This window comes from Vibrio sp. 10N.261.52.C2 (assembly GCF_041471425.1).
GTDB lineage: Bacteria > Pseudomonadota > Gammaproteobacteria > Enterobacterales > Vibrionaceae > Vibrio > Vibrio crassostreae_C.
Genome location: NZ_JBFROH010000016.1, coordinates 203,868 through 229,833, shown reverse-complemented (window position 1 = coordinate 229,833; position 25,966 = coordinate 203,868). Strand labels below are relative to the sequence as shown.

At 44.4% G+C, this 25,966-nt stretch carries 22 protein-coding genes and 1 pseudogene; 14 read left to right on the top strand and 9 right to left on the bottom strand.

Translation table 11 applies throughout. The annotated features are described in order from the left end of the window. Positions 1 to 224: 224 nt before the first annotated feature. Both mepA and AB4307_RS06705 read left to right on the top strand, forming a co-directional pair. Positions 225 to 1,064 (top strand): penicillin-insensitive murein endopeptidase, encoded by an 840-nt coding sequence (gene mepA, locus AB4307_RS06710; RefSeq protein ID WP_017062537.1) that lies wholly within the window; start codon positions 225 to 227, stop codon positions 1,062 to 1,064. Between the two features lie 273 nt (positions 1,065 to 1,337). Next, positions 1,338 to 1,646 carry a hypothetical protein gene (locus AB4307_RS06705; protein WP_017062536.1) on the top strand — a complete coding sequence of 103 codons (309 nt, stop codon included), beginning with the start codon at positions 1,338 to 1,340 and terminating at the stop codon, positions 1,644 to 1,646. Positions 1,647 to 1,688: 42 nt separating this feature from the next. On the opposite strand, the gene AB4307_RS06700 is transcribed toward AB4307_RS06705, so the two are convergent. From AB4307_RS06700 to rdgC, 3 genes are all read right to left on the bottom strand, one after another. Next, positions 1,689 to 1,943 (bottom strand): YfhL family 4Fe-4S dicluster ferredoxin, encoded by a 255-nt coding sequence (locus AB4307_RS06700; RefSeq protein ID WP_004735061.1) that lies wholly within the window; start codon positions 1,941 to 1,943, stop codon positions 1,689 to 1,691. A gap of 34 nt (positions 1,944 to 1,977) precedes the next feature. Beyond that, positions 1,978 to 3,396, bottom strand: a complete 1,419-nt coding sequence (gene trhP / locus AB4307_RS06695; protein WP_017062848.1) for a prephenate-dependent tRNA uridine(34) hydroxylase TrhP — start codon at positions 3,394 to 3,396, stop codon at positions 1,978 to 1,980. A 204-nt stretch (positions 3,397 to 3,600) separates the two neighbouring features. Then, positions 3,601 to 4,515 (bottom strand): recombination-associated protein RdgC, encoded by a 915-nt coding sequence (gene rdgC / locus AB4307_RS06690; RefSeq protein ID WP_008223904.1) that lies wholly within the window; start codon positions 4,513 to 4,515, stop codon positions 3,601 to 3,603. A gap of 194 nt (positions 4,516 to 4,709) precedes the next feature. On the opposite strand from rdgC, the gene phoB reads away from it, so the two are divergent. Genes phoB through AB4307_RS06675 form a run of 3 tightly spaced genes read left to right on the top strand, consistent with a single transcriptional unit; the run spans position 4,710 to position 7,705 of the window. Beyond that, positions 4,710 to 5,399, top strand: coding sequence for a phosphate regulon transcriptional regulator PhoB (gene phoB / locus AB4307_RS06685; protein ID WP_004735064.1), 690 nt, complete (start codon positions 4,710 to 4,712; stop codon positions 5,397 to 5,399). 33 nt (positions 5,400 to 5,432) lie between these two features. After that, positions 5,433 to 6,731, top strand: coding sequence for a phosphate regulon sensor histidine kinase PhoR (gene phoR, locus AB4307_RS06680; protein ID WP_004740365.1), 1,299 nt, complete (start codon positions 5,433 to 5,435; stop codon positions 6,729 to 6,731). Continuing rightward, complete coding sequence (locus AB4307_RS06675) at positions 6,728 to 7,705, top strand: PstS family phosphate ABC transporter substrate-binding protein (RefSeq protein WP_032548820.1); 978 nt, start codon at positions 6,728 to 6,730, stop codon at positions 7,703 to 7,705. Before phoR ends, AB4307_RS06675 begins: the two co-directional genes overlap by 4 nt. A gap of 76 nt (positions 7,706 to 7,781) precedes the next feature. Here AB4307_RS06675 and ppx read toward each other — a convergent pair whose 3' ends face one another. Then, positions 7,782 to 9,293: an exopolyphosphatase gene (ppx, locus tag AB4307_RS06670; protein ID WP_210447367.1), complete on the bottom strand. Its 1,512-nt coding sequence runs from the start codon at positions 9,291 to 9,293 to the stop codon at positions 7,782 to 7,784. Further along, complete coding sequence (gene ppk1 / locus AB4307_RS06665) at positions 9,284 to 11,380, bottom strand: polyphosphate kinase 1 (protein ID WP_017066137.1); 2,097 nt, start codon at positions 11,378 to 11,380, stop codon at positions 9,284 to 9,286. Before ppk1 ends, ppx begins: the two co-directional genes overlap by 10 nt. A 200-nt stretch (positions 11,381 to 11,580) precedes the next feature. Here ppk1 and AB4307_RS06660 point away from each other — a divergent pair, with 200 nt between their 5' ends. The 4 genes from AB4307_RS06660 to phoU all read left to right on the top strand — a co-directional run bounded on the left by AB4307_RS06660 (position 11,581) and on the right by phoU (position 17,210). Further along, complete coding sequence (locus tag AB4307_RS06660; protein ID WP_372131471.1) at positions 11,581 to 13,797, top strand: ABC transporter permease subunit; 2,217 nt, start codon at positions 11,581 to 11,583, stop codon at positions 13,795 to 13,797. 111 nt (positions 13,798 to 13,908) lie between these two features. Further along, positions 13,909 to 15,618: a phosphate ABC transporter permease PstA gene (gene pstA / locus AB4307_RS06655; RefSeq protein WP_372131477.1), complete on the top strand. Its 1,710-nt coding sequence runs from the start codon at positions 13,909 to 13,911 to the stop codon at positions 15,616 to 15,618. Then, entirely contained in the window at positions 15,619 to 16,437 is an 819-nt protein-coding gene (gene pstB, locus AB4307_RS06650; protein WP_372131469.1) for a phosphate ABC transporter ATP-binding protein PstB, read from the top strand. It abuts the gene before it with no gap. A gap of 74 nt (positions 16,438 to 16,511) precedes the next feature. Beyond that, positions 16,512 to 17,210 (top strand): phosphate signaling complex protein PhoU, encoded by a 699-nt coding sequence (gene phoU, locus AB4307_RS06645; RefSeq protein WP_009848270.1) that lies wholly within the window; start codon positions 16,512 to 16,514, stop codon positions 17,208 to 17,210. Positions 17,211 to 17,219: 9 nt separating this feature from the next. Here the strand turns inward: phoU and AB4307_RS06640 are convergent. The 3 genes and pseudogenes from AB4307_RS06640 to AB4307_RS06630 all read right to left on the bottom strand — a co-directional run. After that, a pseudogene (locus AB4307_RS06640) lies at positions 17,220 to 17,483 on the bottom strand (hypothetical protein); the annotation flags it as partial. A 146-nt stretch (positions 17,484 to 17,629) separates the two neighbouring features. Further along, on the bottom strand, positions 17,630 to 18,373 hold the full coding sequence (locus AB4307_RS06635) for a copper homeostasis protein CutC (RefSeq protein WP_017062527.1): 744 nt from the start codon (positions 18,371 to 18,373) through the stop codon (positions 17,630 to 17,632). A gap of 311 nt (positions 18,374 to 18,684) precedes the next feature. Then, positions 18,685 to 19,293 (bottom strand): peroxiredoxin C, encoded by a 609-nt coding sequence (locus tag AB4307_RS06630; RefSeq protein WP_017062526.1) that lies wholly within the window; start codon positions 19,291 to 19,293, stop codon positions 18,685 to 18,687. 210 nt (positions 19,294 to 19,503) lie between these two features. Between AB4307_RS06630 and AB4307_RS06625 the strand changes: the two genes are divergently transcribed. Continuing rightward, the gene (locus AB4307_RS06625) at positions 19,504 to 20,409 is read left to right on the top strand and encodes a hydrogen peroxide-inducible genes activator (RefSeq protein WP_017062525.1); all 906 of its coding nucleotides are present in this window, start codon (positions 19,504 to 19,506) and stop codon (positions 20,407 to 20,409) included. A gap of 69 nt (positions 20,410 to 20,478) precedes the next feature. Here the strand turns inward: AB4307_RS06625 and AB4307_RS06620 are convergent, their stop codons facing one another. Further along, positions 20,479 to 20,925: a CBS domain-containing protein gene (locus AB4307_RS06620; protein WP_017062524.1), complete on the bottom strand. Its 447-nt coding sequence runs from the start codon at positions 20,923 to 20,925 to the stop codon at positions 20,479 to 20,481. A 334-nt stretch (positions 20,926 to 21,259) separates the two neighbouring features. Here AB4307_RS06620 and queA point away from each other — a divergent pair, with 334 nt between their 5' ends. The 4 genes from queA to secD all read left to right on the top strand — a co-directional run bounded on the left by queA (position 21,260) and on the right by secD (position 25,962). After that, entirely contained in the window at positions 21,260 to 22,312 is a 1,053-nt protein-coding gene (queA, locus tag AB4307_RS06615) for a tRNA preQ1(34) S-adenosylmethionine ribosyltransferase-isomerase QueA (protein WP_017062523.1), read from the top strand. A gap of 195 nt (positions 22,313 to 22,507) precedes the next feature. After that, entirely contained in the window at positions 22,508 to 23,644 is a 1,137-nt protein-coding gene (tgt, locus tag AB4307_RS06610) for a tRNA guanosine(34) transglycosylase Tgt (RefSeq protein ID WP_017056177.1), read from the top strand. A 111-nt stretch (positions 23,645 to 23,755) separates the two neighbouring features. Next, positions 23,756 to 24,085, top strand: coding sequence for a preprotein translocase subunit YajC (gene yajC, locus AB4307_RS06605; RefSeq protein ID WP_010440492.1), 330 nt, complete (start codon positions 23,756 to 23,758; stop codon positions 24,083 to 24,085). A gap of 20 nt (positions 24,086 to 24,105) precedes the next feature. Beyond that, positions 24,106 to 25,962 (top strand): protein translocase subunit SecD, encoded by a 1,857-nt coding sequence (gene secD, locus AB4307_RS06600; RefSeq protein WP_081325187.1) that lies wholly within the window; start codon positions 24,106 to 24,108, stop codon positions 25,960 to 25,962. The last annotated feature ends 4 nt before the right edge of the window (positions 25,963 to 25,966 follow it).

Sequence of the window (25,966 nt, the reverse complement as noted above, 5' to 3'; positions counted from 1 at the left end):
TCTTCATCTGAATGGTTTTTTGCTGGCTCGCAAGCTTTTTGAAGTCAGTGTTATTAAGGCTATCCATGGCTAAATTTCACAATAATTCATCAATCTTAATTAGATCACATTTTTACTTTAATTGGTATAATTCACTAGCTACCACCAAAAACTTAAGTACGATATGCACCTAATCCTAAATGGCGACTAATATAATGAGTAAGCGTCAGTAATTTGGGATTATTATGAGGTTCTTTTTTGCACTGGTTGTATTCTTTTGTTCATTTTCTCTATCAGCAACTTCGTGGGAAAAAGAGAGTCACCCTACTAGAAATTCACCCTCATCAATTGGAAGCTATGCCAATGGCTGTCTAGACGGCGCGCAGGCTTTGCCTATTAATGGTTTGGGGTATCAGATCATTCGCCCTCAAAGAGAGCGCTACTATGGCCATACAGAAGCTATAAAGTTTATTGAGAGGTTAGGAGTCACGACCAGCGAGAAGCTCAATACTAATTTATTGATCGGTGATATTTCTCTTCCCAGAGGAGGGCGCTTTTCTTCAGGTCATTCAAGTCATCAAACAGGGTTAGATATTGATATATGGCTAAGGTTAACCAGTAAGAGGTTGTCAGAGAACGAATTAGCTGTGCCTAAACCTGTGAGCGTTGTGGATCTTACCAACTACAAATTGCGTGAATCGAATTGGACCGATGATCATTTTCAAGTTATTCGTTATGCGGCGAAAGATGAAAAAGTGGTGCGTATTTTTGTTCATCCAGTGATCAAGCAAACCCTTTGTGAACAAGAAAACTCTGACGCTAATGATAGAGCTTGGTTAGGCAAAATAAGACCTTGGTGGGGACACCACTCCCACTTCCACGTTCGTTTAAAGTGTCCTGAAGGCAGTTCAAACTGCATAGCTCAAGCGAGCCCTCCTAAAGGTGACGGTTGTGGAGATGAACTTGCAAGTTGGGCTCCAAAGACTGTTCCAGTTCCACCTCCTAAAAAAGTAGCGAAAACTAAGAAAAAGAAAAAAGTTAAAGTGATGCCAAGTCAGTGTTTGGCCTTGATATCGAATAAGTAATCCTGTTCATCGAGGCTTTTTACAGTGGTACTGCCACTGGTTTTTTCGACTCTAAAACTGGAGAAATATCACACTTTTGTCTAGAGTTTATAAACACGAGATTAAGAACATCGTTTGATATTAATAAAAGCAATAACGGTATCAGCAAGGGCGATGGCGAATTTGACAAGGTTTGGTCAGGGATTGAGTGTTTTGGGGTGAAAGATGCGGCTTATATGCAGTATGCGAAATCAGAGTCTGATACCCGTCGATAGATAATTCAAGGATAAGACTATGACTATGATTTGTGCGAAGGAATTTTCAGAATGGTTAAGACATAGGTTCAACGCTGAAAGCTCGGGTATTTCAATTTCAAGAGATGACATCAATCAGCTAACAGGCAGACAACGTTTAGACCCTAGTTTCGTAAATGATGTTCACTATGAATTGATGCAGTATGGAATGGCATTTGTGACCGATACCAGCAGGGAAAACTTTTATCTTGTTCCTATAGCTCAATCAATAAACTGGCGAGAACGACTCGAATATCAATTTGAAAAAGAGCTCTTCTGCAATATTTATCCAATCGGAAAATCAGGATGAAAAAAAAGGTTCAACTTATGGTTAAGTTGAACCTTTCTTCTTTTAGGTCAAGCCTTGAATGATAACAAACTTCTCAAGTAGCTCGTCATCAGTTTCAATATGGTTTGGGTCAGTGATGATGCATTTTGTAATCGGACACACTGACTGGCATGTTGGCTTTTCATAGTGACCTTTACACTCTGTACATAAATCAGGATCGATCTCGAAGATGCTGTCGCCCATAGTGATTGCACCATTTGGGCATTCAGGATCACACATATCGCAGTTTATGCACTTGTCAGTAATTAACAGAGCCATTATTTTCTTCTCAAGTAAGTCGCTTAAGTAAAAATTATTTGCCTGATGCGTTACGTGTATCTTGGCCTTCGCTCAAGTTACGCATCAGCAAGCCGTACTCTAGATCTAGATCTGCTGGTACAGGAATAAATACAAAGTGACCGTTACCTTTCGCATCGTCGACCGCTTCAGATTTGCGGTTTTCCATAACTTCTAGTTTGAAAACAACGTTACCTTTCGGTGTCATCATTTCTAAGCTGTCGCCTACTAGGAACTTGTTCTTCACTTCTACTTCCGCTAGGTCACCACGGCGCTTACCTGTGAACTCACCAACAAACTGTTGAGTGTCAGAGATAGAGTAACCGTACTCGTAGTTTTGGTATGTATCGTGTGTATGGCGACGTAAGAAGCCTTCAGTGTAACCACGGTGAGCTAGGCTCTCTAGTGTACCCATTAGGCTTTCATCGAATGGTTTGCCTGCCACTGCATCGTCAATAGCTTTACGGTAAACCTGAGCAGTACGTGCACAGTAGTAGAAAGACTTAGTACGACCTTCAATCTTCAGAGAGTGAACACCCATCTTCGTTAGGCGCTCAACGTGTTGGATTGCACGAAGGTCTTTTGAGTTCATGATGTAAGTACCATGCTCATCTTCAAACGCTGCCATTTTCTCTTCTGGCTTGTGTGATTCAGAAAGCAGAACCACTTCGTCTGTTGGTTTACCAAGGCCTAGTGTGTTGTCTGGACGCTCATCTTGAACTTCAATGTCTTGCGTTTCTACTTCTTGAATAGCAACACCAGTAGGGTTTGCTTCAACGATCTGACCGTTTTCGTCTTCTTTCGCTGCTTCTGTTTTGTATTCCCAGCGGCAAGCGTTGGTGCAAGTACCTTGGTTTGGATCGCGCTTGTTCATGTAACCAGAAAGCAGACAACGGCCTGAGTAAGCCATGCAAAGAGCTCCGTGAACAAAGATCTCTAGCTCTGTTTCTGGGCAGTGTTCGCGAATCTCTTCGATCTCTTCAAGCGATAGCTCACGAGATAAGATCACACGCTCAACGCCTTGAGTTGACCAGAACTTAACGGTCGCCCAGTTTACTGCGTTTGCTTGAACAGAAAGATGGATTGGCATTTCAGGGAATGCTTCACGAACCATCATGATAAGACCAGGATCTGACATGATAAGCGCGTCAGGGCCCATGTCTACAACTGGTTTGAGGTCGCGAATGAATGTTTTTAATTTAGAGTTGTGCGGCTGAATGTTACATACAACATATAACTTTTTGCCTTGAGCATGAGCTTCATCGATACCGATTTGTAGGTTTTCGTGATTGAACTCGTTGTTACGAACACGAAGGCTGTAACGTGGCTGGCCTGCGTATACTGCATCTGCGCCGTAGGCGAATGCGTAACGCATGTTTTTGAGGCTTCCTGCCGGTGATAATAGTTCAGGTACAAATGGTTTTTGTGTAGTCATTGCTTCGTTCTCTAATCTGATCTCAAGTCAGGTTGATACCACCAAGTGATATCAAAGGGGCGCAAATTTTACGCTAAAATGAGTCTGGTTGATAGCCCTAAAGATAGCAATGATATTAAGAAGAGAGTGAAGGGATAAATATACAGCGGGAAATGTAGGGAAAATAAGCTCAGGCACGGAGCACCTGAGCTTTGGAGATACCGATTAAGCGTTCGGTTGAGTTAATCCACCTAGTGATTCGAATAGATTCGGAAGGAACACGCTGAACTCACCACATAGCAATGAGAAATCTGCATCAAAGCGTGCAGCTTGGTCCTCACGGGGAATATCGTCGTTCTCATCTTTAAGTTCATCGCTGAACTTCAGGCGTTTGATACTGCCGTCTTCAGCAAGGATGAATTCAATGCGATCTTGCCAGTTGATAAGCAGCTTAGTTACCACTTTATTTGCTTCGATGTGGTTTTTAATCTCGTCGGCTTCTAGCTCTTGTTTTTTAACTCGAACAATACCACCGTCTTCTTGAATCGACTTAAGCTCAGCTTCATCAAGCATTGTAATGCCTTGAGGTGTATCACCTGATTTAACCCACTCGGTTAGAGTCGTTTCAATCGCTTGCTCAGGAATAGCTGGCACGACTGGTAGGCTACCCATTGTTTTACGCAGCAGAGCTAACACGTCTTCTGCTTTTTTGTAGCTGCTTGCATCAACAACAATGAAGCCTTCTTTTGGCATGATCAGCGCGTATGTGAAGTTACTGCGGCTGAATGCGCGAGGAAGGAGATCAATGATGATGTCTTCTTTGAGGCTGTCTTTCTCTTTCTTTTTAAGAGGAGTGCCAGACTCAGCTTCGAGTGTTTCGATTTTTGCATTCAGTGACTCTTTAATCACAGATGCTGGTAGCATTTTCTCTTCTTTCTTTGCACAGATGAGAATGCGGTTCTCTGATACGTGCGTCATCATATCGCCATGTTTACCCATTGCGTGCACCCAACCAAATTTCTGTTTGTCTTGGCTACCACAAGGAGTAAAGCGGAATTCTTCAAGTTGTTTCTCTAGCTGATCTGCGTTGAAATCAATATCACGGTTGAAGCGATAGACTAGGCAATTTTTAAACCACATATATTTTTCTCATACCTTTTTAGAAGTGCCTCATGATATGAGATCTAATTCGATTTGTCCTTAGCTCTGTATCAAAAGTTATAAAGTGAAACGTTTGAGACAGTTATATGAAAATTTGTTTTCAAAGGTCACAAAAGTGTCATAATTAACTCAGATAATGCAATGCGTTGATTAAATACAAAGGCTATTCAATTATGTCGAGAAGGATTCTGGTCGTTGAAGATGAAGCACCTATTCGTGAGATGCTGTGTTTTGTACTTGAACAAAAAGGCTACCAAGCAGTAGAGGCTGAAGATTACGATACAGCGGTAAACAAGCTATGTGAACCTTTCCCAGATCTAGTATTACTAGATTGGATGCTACCTGGTGGTAGCGGGATAAACTTTATCAAGCACATGAAGCGTGAAGAGTTAACTCGCAACATCCCAGTGGTGATGCTAACAGCTCGTGGTGAAGAAGAAGATAAGGTTCGCGGTTTAGAAGTTGGCGCTGACGACTACATTACCAAACCGTTTTCGCCAAAAGAGCTTGTTGCTCGCCTTAAAGCGGTGATTCGTCGTGTAACACCAACGGCATTGGAAGATGTGATTGATGTACAGGGCCTTAAATTAGACCCAGTATCACACCGCGTGACCGCAAGTGAAGGTCCAGTTGATATGGGACCAACAGAATTCAAAATGCTGCATTTCTTTATGACGCACCAAGAGCGTGTATACAGCCGAGAGCAGCTGCTTAACAACGTTTGGGGTACCAATGTTTACGTTGAAGACCGAACGGTTGATGTACATATTCGACGCCTGCGTAAAGCGCTTGAGTCTGCAGGTCACGATAAGCTAATCCAAACGGTTCGTGGCGCTGGCTACCGTTTTTCTACAAAGGCTTAATGTGGCTTCGCTGCCCAGTTTACGGAGTCCTGAATGGTTGAAAAGTTAACCTGGAAAAAGCTGGCTTGGGAGCTGGCTTTTTTTTACGCACCATGGGTTTTAGTCGGATGGATATTCGGTTACCTACCTTGGTTACTGCTGGCTGCTACGGTATTGCAGCTCGGCTGGCATCTACACAACCAAATGCGTTTGTCCGCATGGCTGTGGGATGAGAAGCGTCTAACTCCACCTTCAGGCTCTGGGAACTGGGAATCTCTGTTTAACGGTATTTATCGTATGCAGCAGAGACAGCGTCGCAAACGCAAAGAACTGACTAACCTTATCCGCCGTTTCCGTAACGGTGCAGAATCGCTTCCCGATGCCGTTGTGGTATTTCGCGGTGAAGGCAATATCGTTTGGTGTAACAAGCTAGCTCAGTATTTGCTGGGCTTTCGTTGGCCAGATGATTCAGGTCAACCGATCTCGAATTTGATTCGTACTCCAGATTTTATTAAGTACCTTAATAAGCAAGATTTCTCTGAGCCATTAGAGATGCCTTCTCCATTGAATGTGGAGCGTATGCTCGAGCTGCGTATTGTGCCGTATACCGAGGGTGAACACCTGATGGTGGTACGTGATGTGACCCAGCTTAAGCAGTTAGAAGGCATGCGCCGTAACTTCTTCGCTAACGTTTCTCATGAATTGCGTACGCCGATGACCGTCCTTCAAGGTTACCTTGAAATGACCGAAGATCCAGACATGATCGTTGGCCCAATGTGGACCAAGGCGCATGGCGTAATGACTGAGCAGCTCAATCGAATGAACAGTTTGGTTAATCAACTACTCACGCTTTCGAAAATTGAAGCGGCGCCAATGCATGAGTTGGATGAAGTGGTCAACGTTCCGGCGATGCTTGAGGTTCTTGAGAAAGAAGCGGCGAGCCTTAGCGGTGAGCGCGAACATAAGCTTGAGTTTGATATCGATAAGAGCCTACGAGTTCTTGCCGATGAAGACCAATTGAGAAGTGCGATATCGAATTTGGTTTATAACGCGGTTAAATACACACCCGCAGGTGCAACGGTCAAAGTGCGTTGGTATCAAACCAGCCAAGGCGCGTGCTTAGATGTGTCAGATACTGGTGATGGTATTGAGCCTCAACACTTACATCGACTCACAGAGCGCTTCTATCGTGTAGATAAAGCCCGCTCTCGTGATACCGGTGGTAGTGGTCTTGGATTAGCGATTGTAAAGCATGCGCTTAGCCACCACGATTCACATCTCGAAATTCAAAGTGAAGTGGGCGTCGGCAGTCGTTTCCATTTTACTTTACCAAATCGACTGACCGTATCATGAGTTGTTCGATACGCAGGATGCATTTTCCAGTCAGCTCATTATTAGCGTTTGCTTTAGTTAACCCTGTGCATGCCGAACAGGGTGTCGATTCTCTTCCTGATTATTCTAAGGTTCCGGGAATTTCTGGGAGCTTATTATCGGTCGGTTCGGATACCTTAGCGGGTATGACGACGTTATGGGTGGAAGAGTTCAAGTCCTACTACCCAAATGTTAACGCTCAAGTCCAAGCATCGGGTTCTTCTACTGCTCCTCCAGCCTTAACCGAAGGGACTGCACATCTAGGGCCAATGAGTCGTCCGATGCGCCTGCGAGAAATTGAAGCATTTGAAAGGGAGCATGGATATAAGCCAACAGCACTGCGAGTTGCTATCGATGCGATTGGGCTTTTTGTGCATCGTGATAACCCTATTGAGGGGCTTAACTTTCGTCAGATTGATGGCATTTTTTCTGAGACATTACGCTGCGGAGCAACAAGGCCCCTCAATAACTGGCAAGATCTCGGAATCGATCAGCCATGGGCGAAACATCGATTCCAATTGTTCGGTCGCAATTCTGTATCGGGGACTTATGGATACTTCAAACAGAATGCACTGTGCGGCGGTGACTTTAAAAATCGTGTGAATGAGCAACCTGGTTCGGCTTCAGTCGTTCAGTCGGTCGCTTCATCCATCAGTGGGATTGGCTACTCAGGTATTGGCTATCGTGTCGCTGGCGTTAAGTTAATTCCTATTGCTGAGCATGGTTCTGATTATGTAGAGCCGACTCGAGCGAATATCTTGAGCGGTGATTACCCTCTATCACGCTTTCTTTACGTATACGTGAACAAACACCCAGATAAACCGCTTTCTCCCGTTGAAAGAGAGTTCCTCACTTTTGTGTTCTCAAAGCAAGGACAAGAACTTGTAGAGAAAGATGGCTATTTAGCGATACCGTCTGAGTTCGCAGAGCAAGAATTGGCAAAAGTCGGGCTCTAATTCAGGCTACGACAAACTTAGAAAAAAACGTATGAACAGCTTGCGCGTCGCAAGCTGTTTTTATTTTGACTGTTCGTTATTTTAGCTGCAACGACCATTCTGCATTTTTCCAACGTTGTTGCTCTTCTCTGAGCTCATAATCAAGCAGTTGGTTTTGGGCCAACCAATCGCTGTTAGTTCCTTTCAATTCCCAGTTATCCTGTTGTTCAATCGTTAGAGTCACGTCTGGGGCCAGTGCTTGATTTCGCTGACGGTTGAGTAAGATAGCGAGTCTCAATATACGAATCAGCAGGGTGACTTGTTGCTGAGTAAACAGAGAAAGTTCCGGCAAATCTTGTAGTTTGAGCGCTTTTCTTTGATAGCGAACCAATGCTGATATAAGGCGTTGTTGCTCAGTATTAAAGCCTGGCATTGTCGTATGCTTAAGCAGATAAGCCGAATGGCGGTGATAGCCTTGGAATGCAATGCTTTGTCCTACCTCATGAAGTACTGCAGCCCAACCAAGCAGATCATACAGCTCATTAGTGACCGCAGTTGTCACTTGAGGCTGTACTTGTTTCAGCAATGAAAGAGCGAGCACTTTCACTTTCTCGCCATGAGTTACGTCTACATGGTATCGAGAGACGAGCGTTTCGGCAGTTCTTGTTCGAATATCAATATCTTTAAACCTATCCTCCATGTCATAAAGAACGCCTTCTCTCAGGGCACCATCAGAAAAATGTAACTCCTTGATGTCTAGCGTATCCATTGCTGCTGAAAGAATGGTGACGCCTGCAGCAAACACAGGCTTTCTCTCATCACTTAAGCCTGAAAGATTTACGGTGTTGGATGATGAAAACTCACATAAGTGATTCTTTAAATAGGACAGGCGTTGGGGCGTAATGAGACCATCGGTGAACCCTAAGCCAATGAGTACTTCTTTTATTGATTTCGTGGTACCAGATGAGCCAAAAGCGATTTCCCAAGGGGCTTTTGTGTATTCTTCAATCAATGGCATCAATAGACGAGTAGCTGCGGTATAAGCATCTGAGAAGTGTCGTGAAGTTAGCCCTTCGTCAGCAAAGAAACGTTGAGTGAAGTTGACGCATCCCATCGGTAAACTGCGCATAATTAGAGGAGTAAAGCCTTGTCCGGCGACGAGTTCCGTACTCCCTCCACCGATATCAATAACCAACTTAGATTCAGAAGCGGTTTGAGTGTGTTCTGCTCCGTTATAGATTATTCGAGCTTCTTCTTGACCGGAAATGATCTCTATTGGAAAAGGAAACAGTGGCTTGGCTTGCTCTAAGAAGTCTTTAGCGTTTTTGGCTTTTCTTAGGGTATGAGTCGCAACAACTCTGACATCATCAAGCTCAAAATCCGCCAGTCGTTCTGCGAACACCTTGAGGCATTCTAGGCCTCGCTCGATAGCGCTTTCAGATAGGACGTTACGTTCATCCAATCCATCACCTAATCTCACTTTCTGTTTGTGTCTGCTGACTAATTGCAGGTGTTGATCGAATACTCGGGCAACCACCATGTGAAAGCTGTTCGAACCCAAGTCGATAGCGGCAATACATCGAGAATGTTTGTTATCAATTAGCGGCATGATTTCTTCTCTTGTTTGTACTTCTTGCGAGCAAGTTTCTCCATACGTTTAATATAGTGGTAAGTGGAGAGTTGTGACGTCGGGTAATCAAGTAGGTTTGCTGGTGGTTGTGTGTAAGAGTTGCTCATCGCTTGGTCTAGCACTCGAGCTTTGTTGCTGTCATCGAAATGAAACTCGGTGATATCGATAATGGTTTGCTTGATCTTTGGATCTAAAATTGGAGCTGCAACTTCGATGCGGTGATCAAAATTTCGTGTCATCCAGTCAGCGGAAGATATATAGACCTTCGGCTTTCCAGCGTTACCAAATATCATCACTCTCGGATGTTCGAGGAAACGATCGACCACACTGACTATCTCAATATGATCACTGATGTTGGGTATGCCAGGGACAAGAGAGCACATGCCGCGAATGACCATTCTCACTTTTACATTGGCTTGGCTAGCCTGATAGAGCTTTTCAATGATCTCTCGATCGACCAAGTTGTTGAGTTTTAGAGTGATGCTTGCAGGTTTACCTTCTATCGCGTTTTGTATTTCATTATCTATCAATTGGTACAGACGTTTTCTAGTATTCTTTGGTGACACAATCAGTTGCTTGAACTGGGACTTTTGATAAGGGTTTTCAATATACTTAAAGACTTGTCTCACCTCTTGAGTCAAATCTTCATTCGCAGTGAGCAGAGAGAAATCGGTATACACGCGCGCTGTAACTTCATGGAAGTTGCCAGTGCCAATATGGGCATAATGCTCGGTATGCTTGCCTTCTTTTCGTTTGATGAGCAGCAACTTGGAATGGATCTTCAAACTTGGGATGCCATGGATGACTTTTACACCCGCTTCTTGAAGTTTCTTGGTCCATTGAATGTTGGCTTGCTCATCAAAGCGTGCTTGCAGCTCGACAACCACAGTGACCTTTTTGCCATTGTGCGCCGCATCGATGATTGAGCTGAGGAGTTTTGAGCCTTCCGCAACACGGTAAACGTTTATTTTGATGGAGGTTACCTTCGGGTCAAAGGAAGCCTGCCTAACCAGTTCAGTGATGTGACTAAAGGTGTGATAAGGATAATGCAGTAAGATGTCGCGAGCTTTGATCGCTTCGAAGTAGTTTGGGTAATGGCTGAAATGCGCGCACTTAATCGCGGGTAGAGGACGATTAACTAAATCACGTCGGTTAAGGCTTGGGAACTCAGAGAAATGTTTGAAGTTATGATAGCGACCACCTGCGATGACACTGTCATAGTCAGACAGTTTAAGTCTGACTTGTAAGAAGTTGAGCATTTCAGTTGGCATTTCAGATTCATAGATCAGACGTATCGGCAGTGCCGTTAAGCGCTGTTCTAAACCTAAAGACATCGATTCTAATAGGTTATTTTCATTGTCCTCTTGCAGATCATAATCGGCATCACGTGTCATTTTTATCGCAAAACAACGCAATGAGTCATACTCAAAGAATCCTTTAAGTAAGTCATCCAAACAAAATCGAACTATATTATCTAACAAGATCAAAGTTGTACGCTGCGAACCCGAAGTTTCCGGTAACTTAACAAATCGAGGGAGTGCTTCTGATGGGATTTCGAGTAAGACATATTGAGATGATGCATCACGCTCGATGTCGATGGCTAAGTAACTTTGTTCATCTTTGAGAATATTAAGTAACTGGCTATCTTCGTTCAAGAGAATCGGAGTTAAGTGTGGCAGCACTTTTTTCTTAAAGTACTTTTTTATCCAGCCACTTTGTTCTTCGCTGATTTGTTGTTCGTTGACCAGAAAAATACGATTGCGTACCAATTCCAATAGCAAGTCGTTATACAGTTCATGGAATTGAGCATCGAGCTTGCTTGCTTTGCTCTGCATTTTAGTCAGTAGGCTTTTCGGCGAGTTGGAGGTTAGCTGTGGATCTTGAAGTAAGATCTTTCGCTTCACATCAGCAAATCGGACTTTGTAAAACTCATCGAGGTTTTTCGAGTAAATACCTAAAAAACGAACTCTTTCGATTAAGGGGACTGACTTATCTGCCGCTTCTTGGAGCACTCTTTCGTTGAAGGATAACCAGCTAAGTTCTTTTGTGACATAGTCTTTTTCCATCGAGATGAGAATCCTTGAGTACTGGCTATAGAGCTGATTACTTTAAATTAGAATGGCAAAATTCACAAAATCTATGATCTTACTTTAAGAAATATGGCTAACAAACTTGTTATTAGTTTCAGTTGTTTAACGTAACTTGTAATATAATTGTCATCTAACGTACATATTATGTCAGTAGCTAAAAAAAGGTAGATAAACAGATGGCATCAGCCCAATTTTCATTGAAAGAGCGCGACAAAAAAAGATGGTTGAAAGATCGTCTCGTCCGTTTTTCGGTGACATGTGGCGCGGTCAGTGTTCTAGCTGCCCTAGTATTGATCTTTGTTTACTTGGCGATGGTCATTTTACCGGTATTTTCTGATACTGGTTTAGAGACAGACCAAGCTGTAAAGACCGTTGCCGTAGAAAAACCTATCGTCTTATCGGTTGATGAATACGGTCAGCATGCATTTACTATCGAAAAATCTGGTTTGGTACAGTTTTGGGATTTAGAGTCTCAAAATACACACTCTTACTTTGAGCGTGATGTTGTAGCCAACCCCATCGCCTTTTCTCGAAATACCCCATCAGAAAACTGGTTTGCCTTTGCCGACAGCGCAAGCAACCTTACTTTTTTCTATCCTGAGTATAGTGCGCCTGTGCTGCAAAAGGGCAGTGAAGCCGATCCTAAAATTGAGCAAATTGATCTCCCAGAACCATTTTTAAATGATGAACCCTCAAATGGGGCGACGATCGAAAAATTCGCGTTCTCTAAGAATGGACGTGGTATCACGGTTGCCGCTCAGCTAAGTGACCAACGAGTCTTAGTGAAGTGGTACCAAAGTGATGTTACGGGTCAGTATGTTTTTCAGAAGAGCCAATGGTTATCGGATAAGTTGGGCTTGCAGCAACAGTTGTTAGTCACACCTGATGGCCAAACTTTATATCTCCGAGCCCAATCGGATTTAGTGGTTTTGAAGCTATCAGATAGCGGCTTCAATGTTCGTGAAGTGATTGATCTTAGCTTAAATGATGCGAAGCACTCGGTGAAAAGTATCGATTTACTGTCTGGAGCTTATTCACTGTTGGTTACGCATGAGGACGGACAGGTTTCTCAGTGGTTCGATGTACTCAAAGATGAAAAGCGTAGCCTGACCCATATTCGAGACTTCCAACTTGCTGAACAAGTGCAATTTATTTTGCCTGATACTTATAGAAAGGGTTTTTATAGCTTCTATAAGAACGGCACATTACAAAGCCACTATACGACCAGTGAAAAACTGTCGCTGTTCGAGCGTGCATTTGATAAATCACCACAATTAGCGGCTATGTCTGCCAATGAACTGCATCTGGCGACGCTGATTGATGGCACCATCAGTGTGGCTAAAGTCGACAATGAATACCCACAAATATCATTCTCATCGCTTTGGCAAAAGGTCTGGTATGAAAGTTACCCTGAGCCGCAATACGTTTGGCAATCAACGTCGGCGAATGATGACTTTGAAGAGAAATTCAGTTTAGTACCTATCACATTCGGTACTATCAAAGCAGCTCTGTTTGCGATGATGTTTGCCGTGCCGGTTGCTGTGCTCGGAGCTATTTACACCGCTTACTTCATGTCTCCACGCATGCGAAGAGTGGTGAAGCCTTCGATAGAGCTGATGGAAGCTCTTCCAACCGTGATCATCGGATTTTTGGCTGGGCTTTGGTTTGCTCCAATCGTTGAAACACATTTAACGGCTGTCTTCTCATTAATGGTGTTGTTACCTCTGAGCACACTGTTGACTGGACTTGTTTGGTTCTGTTTACCGAAGAGGGTAACGGGTCGCTTCTCTAACGGTTGGCATGCTCTGATATTGATTCCGGTATTGGTGATTACAGTGGTTGCGGTGTTTGCTGGTGGAAACAACATTGAAGCTTTGTTATTTGGTGGTGATATTCGTACCTTTTTGGCTAGCTATGGTATCGACTTTGACCAACGCAATGTGCTAGTGGTTGGTTTTGCTATGGGCTTTGCGGTCATCCCAACGATTTTCACTATTGCTGAAGATGCTATTTTCTCTGTACCTAAACATTTGTCTGATGGGTCATTAGCGTTGGGTGCGACGGCGTGGCAGACGCTTATTTATGTGGTGCTATTGACGGCGAGTCCAGGTATCTTTTCTGCGGTTATGATGGGCCTAGGGCGAGCAGTTGGTGAAACCATGATCGTCTTGATGGCGACAGGTAACACCCCAATTCTTGACTGGAATATTTTGGAAGGGATGAGGACGTTATCGGCAACGATTGCTGTTGAGCTGCCAGAATCAGAAGTGGGTGGTTCTCATTTCCGCTTGCTGTTCTTGGCTGCACTCTTGCTGTTTATCTTTACATTCGCGGTGAACTCAGTTGCTGAGTGGGTTAGACAAAGACTGAGAGATAAATATCGTGCGCTGTAGTTTTAAAGGTTTGCCTCAATGTGTATCAATGGCTTTTAGTGGCTTGACTAGCGTGTCTCTTGATCTTTGCAGCTCCTTGATTTCAGCACGTCAACAGCAAGGTCGATCATGATGAACAAACTGAAGTCATTATTATCTTGGGTTAAATCGGGATCTCCGTGGATCTGGCTTACGGGCGGGGCGGTGAGCATCAGTATGCTTTCTGTTCTTGGCCTAATGCTGCTGATTGGTTGGAAGGGCTTAACCTATTTTTGGCCCGCACCTTTGTATCAATGGCAAGTTGACTCCAAAGACTTATCGCTAGTGGTCGATCTTGACGAAACCGTATCAAAACAAGATGTATTGGTTGGTCAGTTATATGAACGAAAATACATCCCGATAGAGCAAGTTCCACAAGTCCATGACCTTTTGTCTCCTCAAAATTTGTCGATTGGGCTGATACAGCGCTTAAGCATCAAAGTTGCTAACAGAGAACTGTACCCTGCGGACTTTGTTTCTATTCTGGATGTTAACTTACGTGAACCCACTACCCCGCTAGATTGGGTTGTGATTGAACGAAGTCGAGGTGGTTATTTCTTTGGTAAGCCGGTGGGTTTTAAAACCGCTTCTGGCACCTTTGATTCGAACATAGACCAAAAGCTCGAACAAGGCTTGGCGTTCGCTGATACGTTACGTAAAGAAACGTCGCGTGTCGTGAACCAAGAAATTCGCAATATCAGCTGGCAATTGGAAAACCTGCGCTTAGAAAAGCGTAAGCTTGAACTCAATGAGTCAGTGAGTGATGAATACCTTACAACCTATACTCAAACTAAACTGGAATTAAACCGCCAGTTAGGTGAAGCCGAAGTTAAGCTTGAGCACCTTAGAACGCAACTTAATGTCGAAAGCTTGCTGGTTGAGGATATGACAGGCGAGCTGGTCGAGATCTCGCTCAGCCACATTCTGGATTATTGGTACCCAAATAATATGTCTTACCTAGAAAAGGTTGGGCACTGGGGCAAACAAGTTTGGAAGTTCTTATCAGAGAACCCACGAGACTCAAACTCTGAAGGCGGTGTGTTTCCTGCTATTTTTGGCACAGTACTGTTGGTTATTCTCATGTCGATCGTCGTGATGCCTCTTGGGGTAGTCGCTGCGATATATCTTCATGAATACGCAAAAAACAACGCACTAACACGTTTAATTCGTATCGCCGTGATTAACTTGGCGGGTGTACCGTCGATTGTGTATGGCGTTTTTGGTTTAGGCTTTTTCGTCTATACCATTGGTGGCTCGATTGATACGTTGTTCTATGCAGAGCGATTGCCAGCACCGACATTTGGTACGCCGGGTCTACTTTGGTCAGCACTAACCTTAGCGGTCTTGACGCTTCCAGTCGTTATCGTAACCACGGAAGAGGGCTTAACGCGTATTCCTAGTGCAGTGAGGCACGGTTCATTAGCGCTTGGTGCGACTCAATTTGAGACGCTTTGGCGCATTGTTTTACCGATGGCAAGCCCAGCGATTATCACTGGTTTAATTTTGGCAATCGCGAGAGCCGCGGGGGAAGTTGCACCACTTATGCTGGTGGGTGTTGTTAAATTGGCATCTAGCTTGCCAGTCGATGGTCAGTTTCCGTATTTACACTTAGATAGAAAGTTCATGCATTTAGGCTTTCATATCTATGATGTTGGTTTTCAAACCTCTAATATCGAAGCGGCACGACCTTTAGTGTATGCGACTTCATTTTTATTGGTTACGGTGATTGTTGGGTTGAACTTAACAGCCATCAATATCCGTAATAACTTGCGTGAAAAATACCGAACCTTAGGACAAGATTAGATGTTCTCGATTAATGAAACCTTGGGTTACCAAGCACCACTTGATGTTCACAATCTGAAGGATGAGCAAATTGCTATCTCGATCGAAGGGCTAAATCTTTACTATCAAGAGAGCCAAGCACTTGATGATATCTCGATGCAGATCCCGAAGGGGCAGGTGACGGCGTTTATCGGCCCTTCTGGGTGTGGTAAGTCGACTCTGCTGCGCTGCATTAATCGCATGAACGATCTTGTTGAAGGCTGTAAGGTTTCCGGGAAAGTGAAGCTTCATGGCAAGAACGTCTATCACCCTAAGGTGGATGTTGCGACCTTACGACGCCGTGTGGGTATGGTATTCCAGCGTCCAAACCCTTTTCCTAAATCTATCTATGAGAATGTGGTTTATGGCTTGAGGCTACAAGGCGTTAGCAACAGCCGAGACCTTGATGATGCGGTTGAACGCTCTCTGCGCGCTGCTGCGTTATGGGATGAAGTGAAAGATCGGTTGCATGAGAATGCTTTTGGTTTATCTGGCGGTCAACAGCAGCGTTTGGTTATCGCTCGTGCGGTTGCGATTGAGCCTGAAGTGCTGTTGTTAGATGAGCCGACATCGGCACTCGATCCGATTTCTACTTTGACGATTGAAGAGTTGATCAACGATCTCAAAACACAATACACAGTGGTGATTGTTACCCACAACATGCAACAAGCCGCGCGTGTAAGTGACCATACTGCCTTTATTCATATGGGAAAATTGATCGAGTACTCAGATACGGACTCAATTTTTACGTCTCCATTGAAAAACCAGACGGAAGACTACATTACTGGTAGATATGGCTAACCTCTCCAAAGGTGTCATCTAGAGCTAAGTCACTCTACAAAAATGGCTTTCTTCATTTCTTTCAAGGAGCAAGTATGCATTTCGGTCGCCACATTTCAGGGCAATTCAATGTCGAGTTAGAATCGATCCGTACTCATGTATTGACCATGGGCGGGTTAGTGGAGCAGCAACTCTCGTTTGCAATGCAGGCGCTTCATAAAGACGATGTTGAATTGGCAAAAAAAGTGATTCGTGATGACCACAAAGTGAATGCGATGGAAGTGTCGATTGATGAGGCTTGTACTCGAATCATTGCAAAGCGTCAGCCGACAGCGAAGGATCTGCGTTTGATTATGGCGATCATCAAAACGATTACCGATCTGGAACGTATTGGCGATGTTGCTTCTAAAATTGCGCAAGGTGCTATTGAGATCCCTTCAACCAAAGAGCAAAAATTCCATGTTTCGTTAGAGCCTCTTTGCCGTCAGGCAATCACCATGCTTCACCAAGTGTTAGATGCTTTTGCTCGTATGGATGTTGATGCGGCAGCTGAAGTTCACAAGCTTGATGATAAGTTGGATGCGGAGTACGAGGCCGTTATTCGTCAGTTAATGACCTATATGATGGAAGACCCTAAGAACATTCCTAATATTTTGCAGGTGATGTGGTCAGCGCGTGCGATTGAGCGAGTGGGAGACCGCTGCCAAAATATCTGCGAATACATTATTTACTTTGTGAAGGGTAAAGATGTACGTCACCTAGGCGATCAAAGCCTTGATGACGCACTCAAATAGAGCTTATCTTTAGAAGCTAATTATTGCACCAAGATTGAAATTGACCGTTGTGTCGTAAGGCACAAAGGTTTTGTTGTGATCAAAAATATTCATATTAACACCAGCACGTAATCCAAGCATTGGTGTCGCTTGGTAAACGTAGGCCCCGCCTAGGCTTATACCATGTGTTGTTTTCTCTTCTACTTCGCCTGAGCGCGTTTTCGTACCGTCATAACTTGCCACGCCAATTTCAGCCTGAAAGCCGTGGATTTGGTTTCTTCCAAACATGTTTTGCTTCGTAACAGGTTTAAATCAAGAGAGCTGAATAAGTCTTTAGCCATATCTATCCATGAAAATTTTCTGCGCTATTAAATCTAATATACGTCAGTCAGTTAGATTAGTCAGCGAGGTTCTCTGGATTTATGCTGGCGACTATTGCCCTAAGCGGTGAGGGCGGCTCTCACATCAGATATCTTACTCGCATCTGTCACTGGGATCTGATAATCATCAATATTATCACTGCCCATTTGAGCACTTGAGTTGTTTTCCATTAGACTCGGCCTTGTCGATTTACCTGAAAGGTGAAGAGCAGGTACTTGGGTAGCGCTTTGAATCATTTTGGCATTCGCAGCGTTAACGCCAGCCCCCGCCATGATATCAATTCGTCCATCGGCTTGTTTGACCATTGCAGCCAATACATCGATACCTTGCTCAGCATTAGCAGCAAGCCCTGATGTCAGGACTCTTTCGCATCCAAGTGTAATGATTTGTTCTAATGCTGCTTGGAAATCAGAGCTTTGATCGATGGCTCTGTGGAAGGTAATCCCAAGCTTTAACGAGTGCGCTTTGTCAGCCAGTTGTTGCATCTTTGGCATATCAATACTTCCGTTCGGCGCTAACACACCAAGTACGACCCCATCCAATCCTGCATTTGCGCAAGCTTCAATATCTTCAAGCATACAGAGCATATCGTCGTTATCGAAAATGAAGTCGCCTTGTCTTGGGCGTATCATAGCGTAGACCGGAACCGACGAAACTATTGCCGCTTGTTTCATCATTCCGAAGCTTGGAGTTAATCCGCCAAGTGCTAATGAAGAGCAAAGCTCAATTCGATTCGCGCCACCAGATAGTGCGGTATGAAGAGATTCTAAGTTATCGATACAGACTTCAATTTCGGTGTTCATCGTGTTTATCCGTTCAAAAAGATACTGATGAAATAATAGCAATCTAGGTGTGATTCTGAATAGATGGGGATAAGGGAAAATAGAGGTAAAGTTTAGGTTTATCGCTACCTCAATTATCTATTACAAGAGTCAGTCTAGGGGAGCGAGGAGGGGGAAAACAAAAAGCCCGAAGCGTTAACTTCGGGCTTTTAATAGGACTTTACTTCTTAACTGATTGGCGGTGCGCTTTGCGCTATTAGCTTATGCTTTATGTCTCTTTAAAGAGAATCTTCCAACCATTAACCCGCGTTGAGTTCGGGCTTAAGAGGTAATTACTTGCTTAGGTCGTCAGCGTGCTCAGATAGGAATGCTGCAACACCTTTTGGAGATGCGTCCATACCTGATTTGCCTTCTTCCCATTGTGCAGGACAAACTTCACCGTTCTTCTCGTGGAAGTTTAGTGCGTCTACCATGCGTAGCATTTCGTCGATGTTACGACCTAGTGGAAGATCGTTAACTACTTGGTGACGTACAAGACCGTCAGCGTCGATTAGGAAAGAACCACGGAAAGCAACGCCTGCTTCTGGGTGCTCAACATCGTATGCTTTGCAGATCTCGTGCTTAACGTCAGCAATTAGAGGGTATTTAACTTGACCAATACCGCCATCAGCGATAGCAGTGTTACGCCATGCGTTGTGAGAGAATTGAGAATCGATAGAAACACCGATTACTTCAACGCCTTTAGCTTGGAAATCTTCAAGACGGTTGTCGAAAGCGATTAGCTCTGAAGGACAAACGAAAGTGAAGTCTAGTGGGTAGAAGAAAACTACAGCTTTCTTACCTTTAGTGAATTCTGCGAAGTTGAAGTTATCAACGATCTCACCGTTACCTAGAACAGCTGCTGCAGTAAAGTCAGGGGCTTGACGACCTACTAGTACCATTTTGGAATCTCCTAAAAAATTAGTTGGCCCAACACATCTTTGTTTGGGCTCCGTTTCTACGGGACAAACTATAGTACAATCGGTACTATAGAAAAAAGCGAATTAAATAGATTAAGTTAATCGAAAAAAGCGATAAGCTTATTCTTTGTCCTGTCCTTAGGTCGAATGACCTTTACCTAACTTATCCTACTCATATTACAAAGTAATTTCATGAATAAATGGCCAAGTCTTAAGCAACTTCACTATCTTGTTACTCTTCACGAAACTCGTCATTTCAGTGATGCCGCAGATCGCTGTTTCGTCAGTCAATCTACGCTAAGTAAAGGCATTCAAAACCTAGAAGAGCTGATTGGTTGCCCGCTTTATGAGAAGAAAGATAAAAAGAGCCCGCTAGTTTTCACGCAAGCAGGTGAGCTGGTGGTCAAGCACGGTCGAGAGCTACTAGCGAAAGGACAAGATCTCGTAGAGCTTGGAAATCTATGTAACGGGGATGCGATGCAAGGGCAGCTGCGAGTCGGGTGTATTCCTACTATAGCGCCGTTCCTTTTGTGCGATTTGGTACAGGAAGCCAACCAGCGCTTTCCACAATTAAATTTGCTGTTACGTGAAGACACAACGACCAACCTATTGGCTGCGCTGCGTCATGGAGACTTAGATGTGCTGATTCTGGCTTTGCCTGTCGATATCGACAATATGGAAAGCCAAGTTGTTGGGCAAGACCCTTTCCGGATGGTGATCAGTCGCAATCAAGCTGATGGTATTCGCGTTCCGATTAAATACGATGACCTGCCAGACGAATCTGTATTTTTGTTGGAGAACGAGCATTGCTTAACCGAGCATGCTGTGTCGGCTTGTAAGTTAACGGATAAAGAGAAGATCAACCCGTTCACTGCGACGAGCCTTCACACATTGGTGCAAATGGTGGCCAATGGTTTAGGAACCACCTTTATTCCGCAAATGGCGATCGACCACGGTTTATTGGAAAACCAGAATCTCGTTGTGATCGATCCTCCTGGTCAGCAGGCCTACCGAGATATTGGCCTTGTCTGGCGACCAAGCTCTTCGCGTCGTGAGACATTCCATCAATTAGCGGATGTGGTATCTGAGCTTCTATAATAATCCGCTGCGACAACAATCCCTCTGAGCGGCTGAATTGGCCGCTCTTCTTTATATCAATTCCGAGCGTTACTCTACTTCTGCTTCTTCTGGCTCTACTTCTTCTTGCAGCTCCAGTAAATTGATCGCTATCGTGACAAAATCGCTGTCTGTAATAATGCCTACTAGTTCGTGGTTTTCTACGACAGGTAAACAGCCCACTTTATGTTTCTGCATGTAGATAGCCGATTCTTTTAATCCTGCACGCGGCTCTACCGACATAACACTTTTGTGCATGATGTCGTTGAGGGGAGTAGCAAGAGTAAAAGATTGAGCTTGTGGGATGTTTTGTAGGCTGGATTCTTGAGCGGCGAGAACGTCTCGTTGTGTGACGACACCTAGTAGTTGCCTGTCGGAATCGACGACCGGAATATGGCGGATATCAAGTGCTTCCATCATGTGCTTAGCATCGGCCAGTGAGTGTGAGCGCAATAGGGTATGAGGGTTGCGAGTCATCATATCTTCAACCTTGATCATACGAACCTCCTTCTTTTTTATTTGTTGCTATTACTATAGTTTTTTATCCAAAAAATAACTGAGATCTGACGCATTCTTGGGTGAGTTTTATGCAACTAATTCTTTAGCTTGAGGAGGTGAATCAGTCGCATTATTTTACGCCTCTTTACAATAATCCAGTGCTGTAAACCTTGCTATTGCGGCTCGTGTGCCTATACTAGCCCACTGCGAAATTTTTAGTCGTGTTTGCGATGTGTTTCTGGTAACGATTGACTTACCGTAACGATTATCCAGCAACTACGATTTATGATTCGTCAACGGCACAAATCTCATCAACTAAGACAAGACTAGACACATGCAAGTTTCAGATTTTCACTTTGACCTACCAGATGAACTCATTGCTCGCTACCCTCAAGAGGAGCGTACAGCAAGCCGCCTGCTTAAATTAGATGGCAACAGCGGTAACCTAGCTGATGGTTCGTTTAAAGACGTTTTAGACTTGGTTGAGCCAGGCGATCTTGTTGTTTTCAATAACACTCGAGTGATTCCAGCTCGTGTATTTGGTCGCAAGGCATCAGGCGGTAAGCTTGAAGTGCTGGTTGAACGTATGCTTGATGAGAAAAGCATTCTTGCGCATGTTCGTTGTTCTAAATCACCGAAGCCGGGTACCAAGTTGTTCCTTGGTGAGAACGATGAATATGAAGCTGAAATGGTGGCGCGTCACGATGCGTTATTCGAAATCCATTTCACATCTGATCAAAGCGTTTTAGAGATTCTTAACAGTGTTGGTCACATGCCACTGCCTCCTTACATCGATCGTCCTGATGAAGATGCAGATAAAGAGCGCTACCAGACTGTCTATAATGAAAAGCCGGGTGCGGTTGCAGCGCCAACAGCAGGCCTTCACTTTGATGACAAGCTAATGGCTGACATGAAAGAAAAAGGTGTTGAGTTTGCTTACGTGACGCTTCATGTTGGTGCTGGTACTTTCCAGCCAGTAAAAGTTGATAATATTAACGATCACCACATGCATGCTGAGTACGTTGAAGTGCCGCAAGAAGTGGTTGACGCCGTAGCTGCAGCAAAAGCCCGTGGCGGCCGTATTATTGCTGTTGGTACAACATCAGTACGCTCACTAGAAAGTGCAGCTCAAGATGCATTGAAGAAAGGCACTGAGCTCGTTCCTTTCTTTGGTGATACAGAAATCTTCATCTTCCCTGGCTATGAATACCAGTTGGTGGATTGCTTGATTACCAACTTCCACTTGCCAGAATCAACACTGATTATGTTGGTGAGTGCATTTGCAGGTTACGACAACGTGATGGGCGCATACGATCACGCAGTGAAGAGCGAATATCGTTTCTTCAGCTACGGTGATGCCATGTTCATCAATAAGAAAACAAGCTAATTTAAGCTAGTTATAAACGATATACATTAGAATTTACGGGTGCTAGCAGTAAGCTAGGAGTAGGGCAGGGTGTCTGTCTAATCTCTCGCAAGGAATACGCGACCGCTCCTCATAGAACCCACTAGACTGAACTTTTGTTTGGCCTAAGGTTCTGAATTAACAGTCAGATTGTTTCTCTGGCATATTGGAGGCTTCGTGAAATTAAAATACGAACTTAAAAAAACTAATAGCGGCGCACGTCGTGGTCAACTTCAGTTTGAACGCGGTACCGTTGAAACCCCAGCATTCATGCCTGTAGGTACTTACGGTACTGTTAAAGGTATGACACCTGAAGAAGTAAAAGACACAGGTGCTGAAATCCTATTAGGTAACACATTCCACCTATGGCTACGTCCTGGTCAAGAAATCATGAAAATGCACGGTGACCTGCACGATTTCATGAACTGGCACGGTCCTATCCTGACTGATTCAGGCGGCTTTCAAGTATTCAGCCTAGGTGCAATGCGTAAAATCACTGAAGAGGGTGTTCATTTCCGTAACCCTGTAAACGGTGACAAGATCTTCATGGACGCTGAGAAGTCTATGGAAATCCAAAAAGATTTAGGTTCAGACATCGTAATGATCTTCGATGAGTGTACGCCTTACCCTGCGACACACAAAGAAGCAAAAGACTCAATGGAGATGTCTCTTCGTTGGGCTGAGCGTTCACGTAACCACTTCGACAAACTTGAAAACCCGAACTCACTGTTCGGTATCGTTCAAGGTGGCGTGTACGAAGACCTTCGTGATGTATCCGTTAAAGGCCTAACAGAAATTGGTTTTGACGGTTACGCAGTAGGTGGCCTAGCAGTAGGCGAACCAAAAGAAGATATGCACCGCATTCTTGAGCACACATGTCCTCAACTGCCAGAAGATAAGCCACGTTACCTAATGGGCGTAGGCAAACCGGAAGACTTGGTTGAAGGTGTTCGCCGTGGTATCGACATGTTTGACTGTGTAATGCCAACGCGAAATGCACGTAACGGCCACCTGTTTGTGACTGAAGGTGTGATCAAGATCCGTAATGCGAAGCATAAAACCGATACAACACCACTAGATTCAGAGTGTGACTGTTACACTTGTAAGAACTACAGCAAGTCGTACTTACACCATTTGGATCGTTGTAACGAAATCCTAGGTGCTCGACTGAACACGATTCATAACCTGCGTTTCTACCAACGAGTAATGTCAGACATTCGTCAGTCTATCGATGAAGACCGCTTTGAAGAGTTCGTTGCAGAGTTCTACGCAAGAATGGGGCGTGAAGTGCCACCACTAGGTAAAGAATCTTAGTATTTCTTTTTTGCGAGCCCTATCTCTCTTCCGAGTGATGGGGCTTGAAAATAAAGGGATGCGACCCAATTAGACAAACAATTACGAAAATATAAATAGAGGATGTTTTAAATGTTTATTTCTCAAGCTCACGCAGCAGCAGAAGGTGCACCAGCAGGCGGCGGTTTCGAAATGCTTATCATGCTAGGTATGTTCGCTGTGATCTTCTACTTCATGATCTACCGTCCACAAGCTAAGCGTGTTAAAGAGCACAAGAACCTTATGTCTTCTATGGGCAAAGGTGATGAAGTTCTTACAAGCGGCGGCCTAATTGGCAAGATCACTAAGATTGCAGAAGACAGCGACTACGTTGCTATCGAACTGAATGCAAACAACGAAGTAGTTATCAAGAAAGACTTCGTTACAGCAGTGCTACCAAAAGGTACTCTGAAATCTCTATAAACAGCTAGAGGATCCTCGCTGTGCTAAACCGTTACCCGTTATGGAAGTACCTGATGGTGGTGTTTACTATCGCCATCGCTGCGTTGTACGCACTTCCGAATATATACGGTGAAGATCCGGCAGTTCAAGTTACAGGGGCGCGCGGCGCCTCTGTAGATATGTCTACGCTGGATGCTGTCACCAATGCTCTTGAAGCTGAAAACCTTTCTACTAAATCCGTTGCTCTAGAAAACGGTTCCATTCTTGTTCGCTTTAACGATACAGACTCTCAAATTAGTGCTCGTGATGTCATCACTGAAGCATTAGATGAAGACGTAATCGTTGCTTTAAACTTAGCTGCTTCAACTCCTGATTGGCTTGAATCTATTGGTGCTGCACCAATGAAGCTTGGTCTTGACCTACGTGGTGGTGTTCACTTCTTGATGGAAGTGGATATGGACGCTGCGATGCAAAAGCTGGTTGGCCAACAAGAAGAAGCGTTCCGTAGCGAACTTCGTGAAGAAAAAATCCGTTACCGTGCAATTCGCCCATCTGGTAAAGATGCGGTTGAAGTGATTCTACGTAACGCCGAGCAGCTTGCTGAAGCGAAATCGCTACTGCAATCTAAGCACCAAGACATGACGTTTGTAGATTCTGAATCTAATGGTCGTTTTTCTTTGGTTGCTAGCTTCACAGAGGCTCGTCTTCAAGAAATCCGCAACTATGCGGTAGAGCAAAACATTACCATTCTACGTAACCGTGTTAACGAACTTGGTGTTGCTGAACCTTTGGTTCAACGTCAAGGCTCTAGCCGTATCGTAGTGGAATTGCCTGGTGTTCAAGACACGGCTCGCGCTAAAGAAATTCTTGGTGCTACCGCGACGCTTGAGTTCCGTGAAGTGGATAGCAGTGCTGACTTAGCCGCTGCCGCTTCTGGTCGTGCCCCTGCGGGTAGTGAAATCAAGCAAGATCGTGATGGTCGTCCTGTGGTACTTAAGAAGCGCGTTATTCTAGGCGGCTCAAGCATTACTGATGCAAGCTCAAGTGTTGATGAATATGGTCGTCCTCAAGTTAACATCTCGCTAGACAGCGAAGGTGGTAGCAAGATGTCTGCATTCTCTCGTCAGAATATCGGTAAGCTAATGGCAACGGTATTTGCAGAGTACAAAGACAGCGGTCGTAAAACACCGGAAGGTCGAGTTATCTTGAGTAAGCACGAAGAAGTGATTAACCAAGCGACGATTCAATCTGCGCTAGGCCGTAACTTCCGTATTACTGGTATCGATTCAACGGCTGAAGCTCATAACTTGGCACTTCTACTGCGTGCTGGTGCATTGATTGCGCCTATCTCGATTGTAGAAGAACGTACCATTGGTCCATCTATGGGTCAGCAAAACATCGATATGGGTATCATGGCGATGGTTTGGGGTATGGCTGCTGTAATGCTGTTTACGCTGCTCTACTACCGTAGCTTTGGTCTGATTGCGAACGTTGCGCTAATGGCTAACTTGGTGTTGATTATCGGTGTTATGTCGATGATTCCGGGGGCTACCATGACCCTACCGGGTATTGCCGGTATCGTATTAACGGTCGGTATGGCGGTTGATGCGAACGTTCTGATCTTTGAGCGTATACGTGAAGAGCTTCGAGATGGACGCAGTCCACAACAAGCGATTCACCAAGGTTACGCGAACGCATTCAGCACAATCGCCGATGCCAACATCACCACACTACTAACAGCAATCATTCTATTTGCTGTGGGTACGGGTGCTATCAAAGGCTTCGCGGTAACGCTGTCTATCGGTATCTTGACTTCAATGTTTACAGCTATTGTCGGAACACGTTGTATCGTGAACCTGATGTATGGCGGCAAACGCGTTAAAAAACTGTCGATCTAAGGCT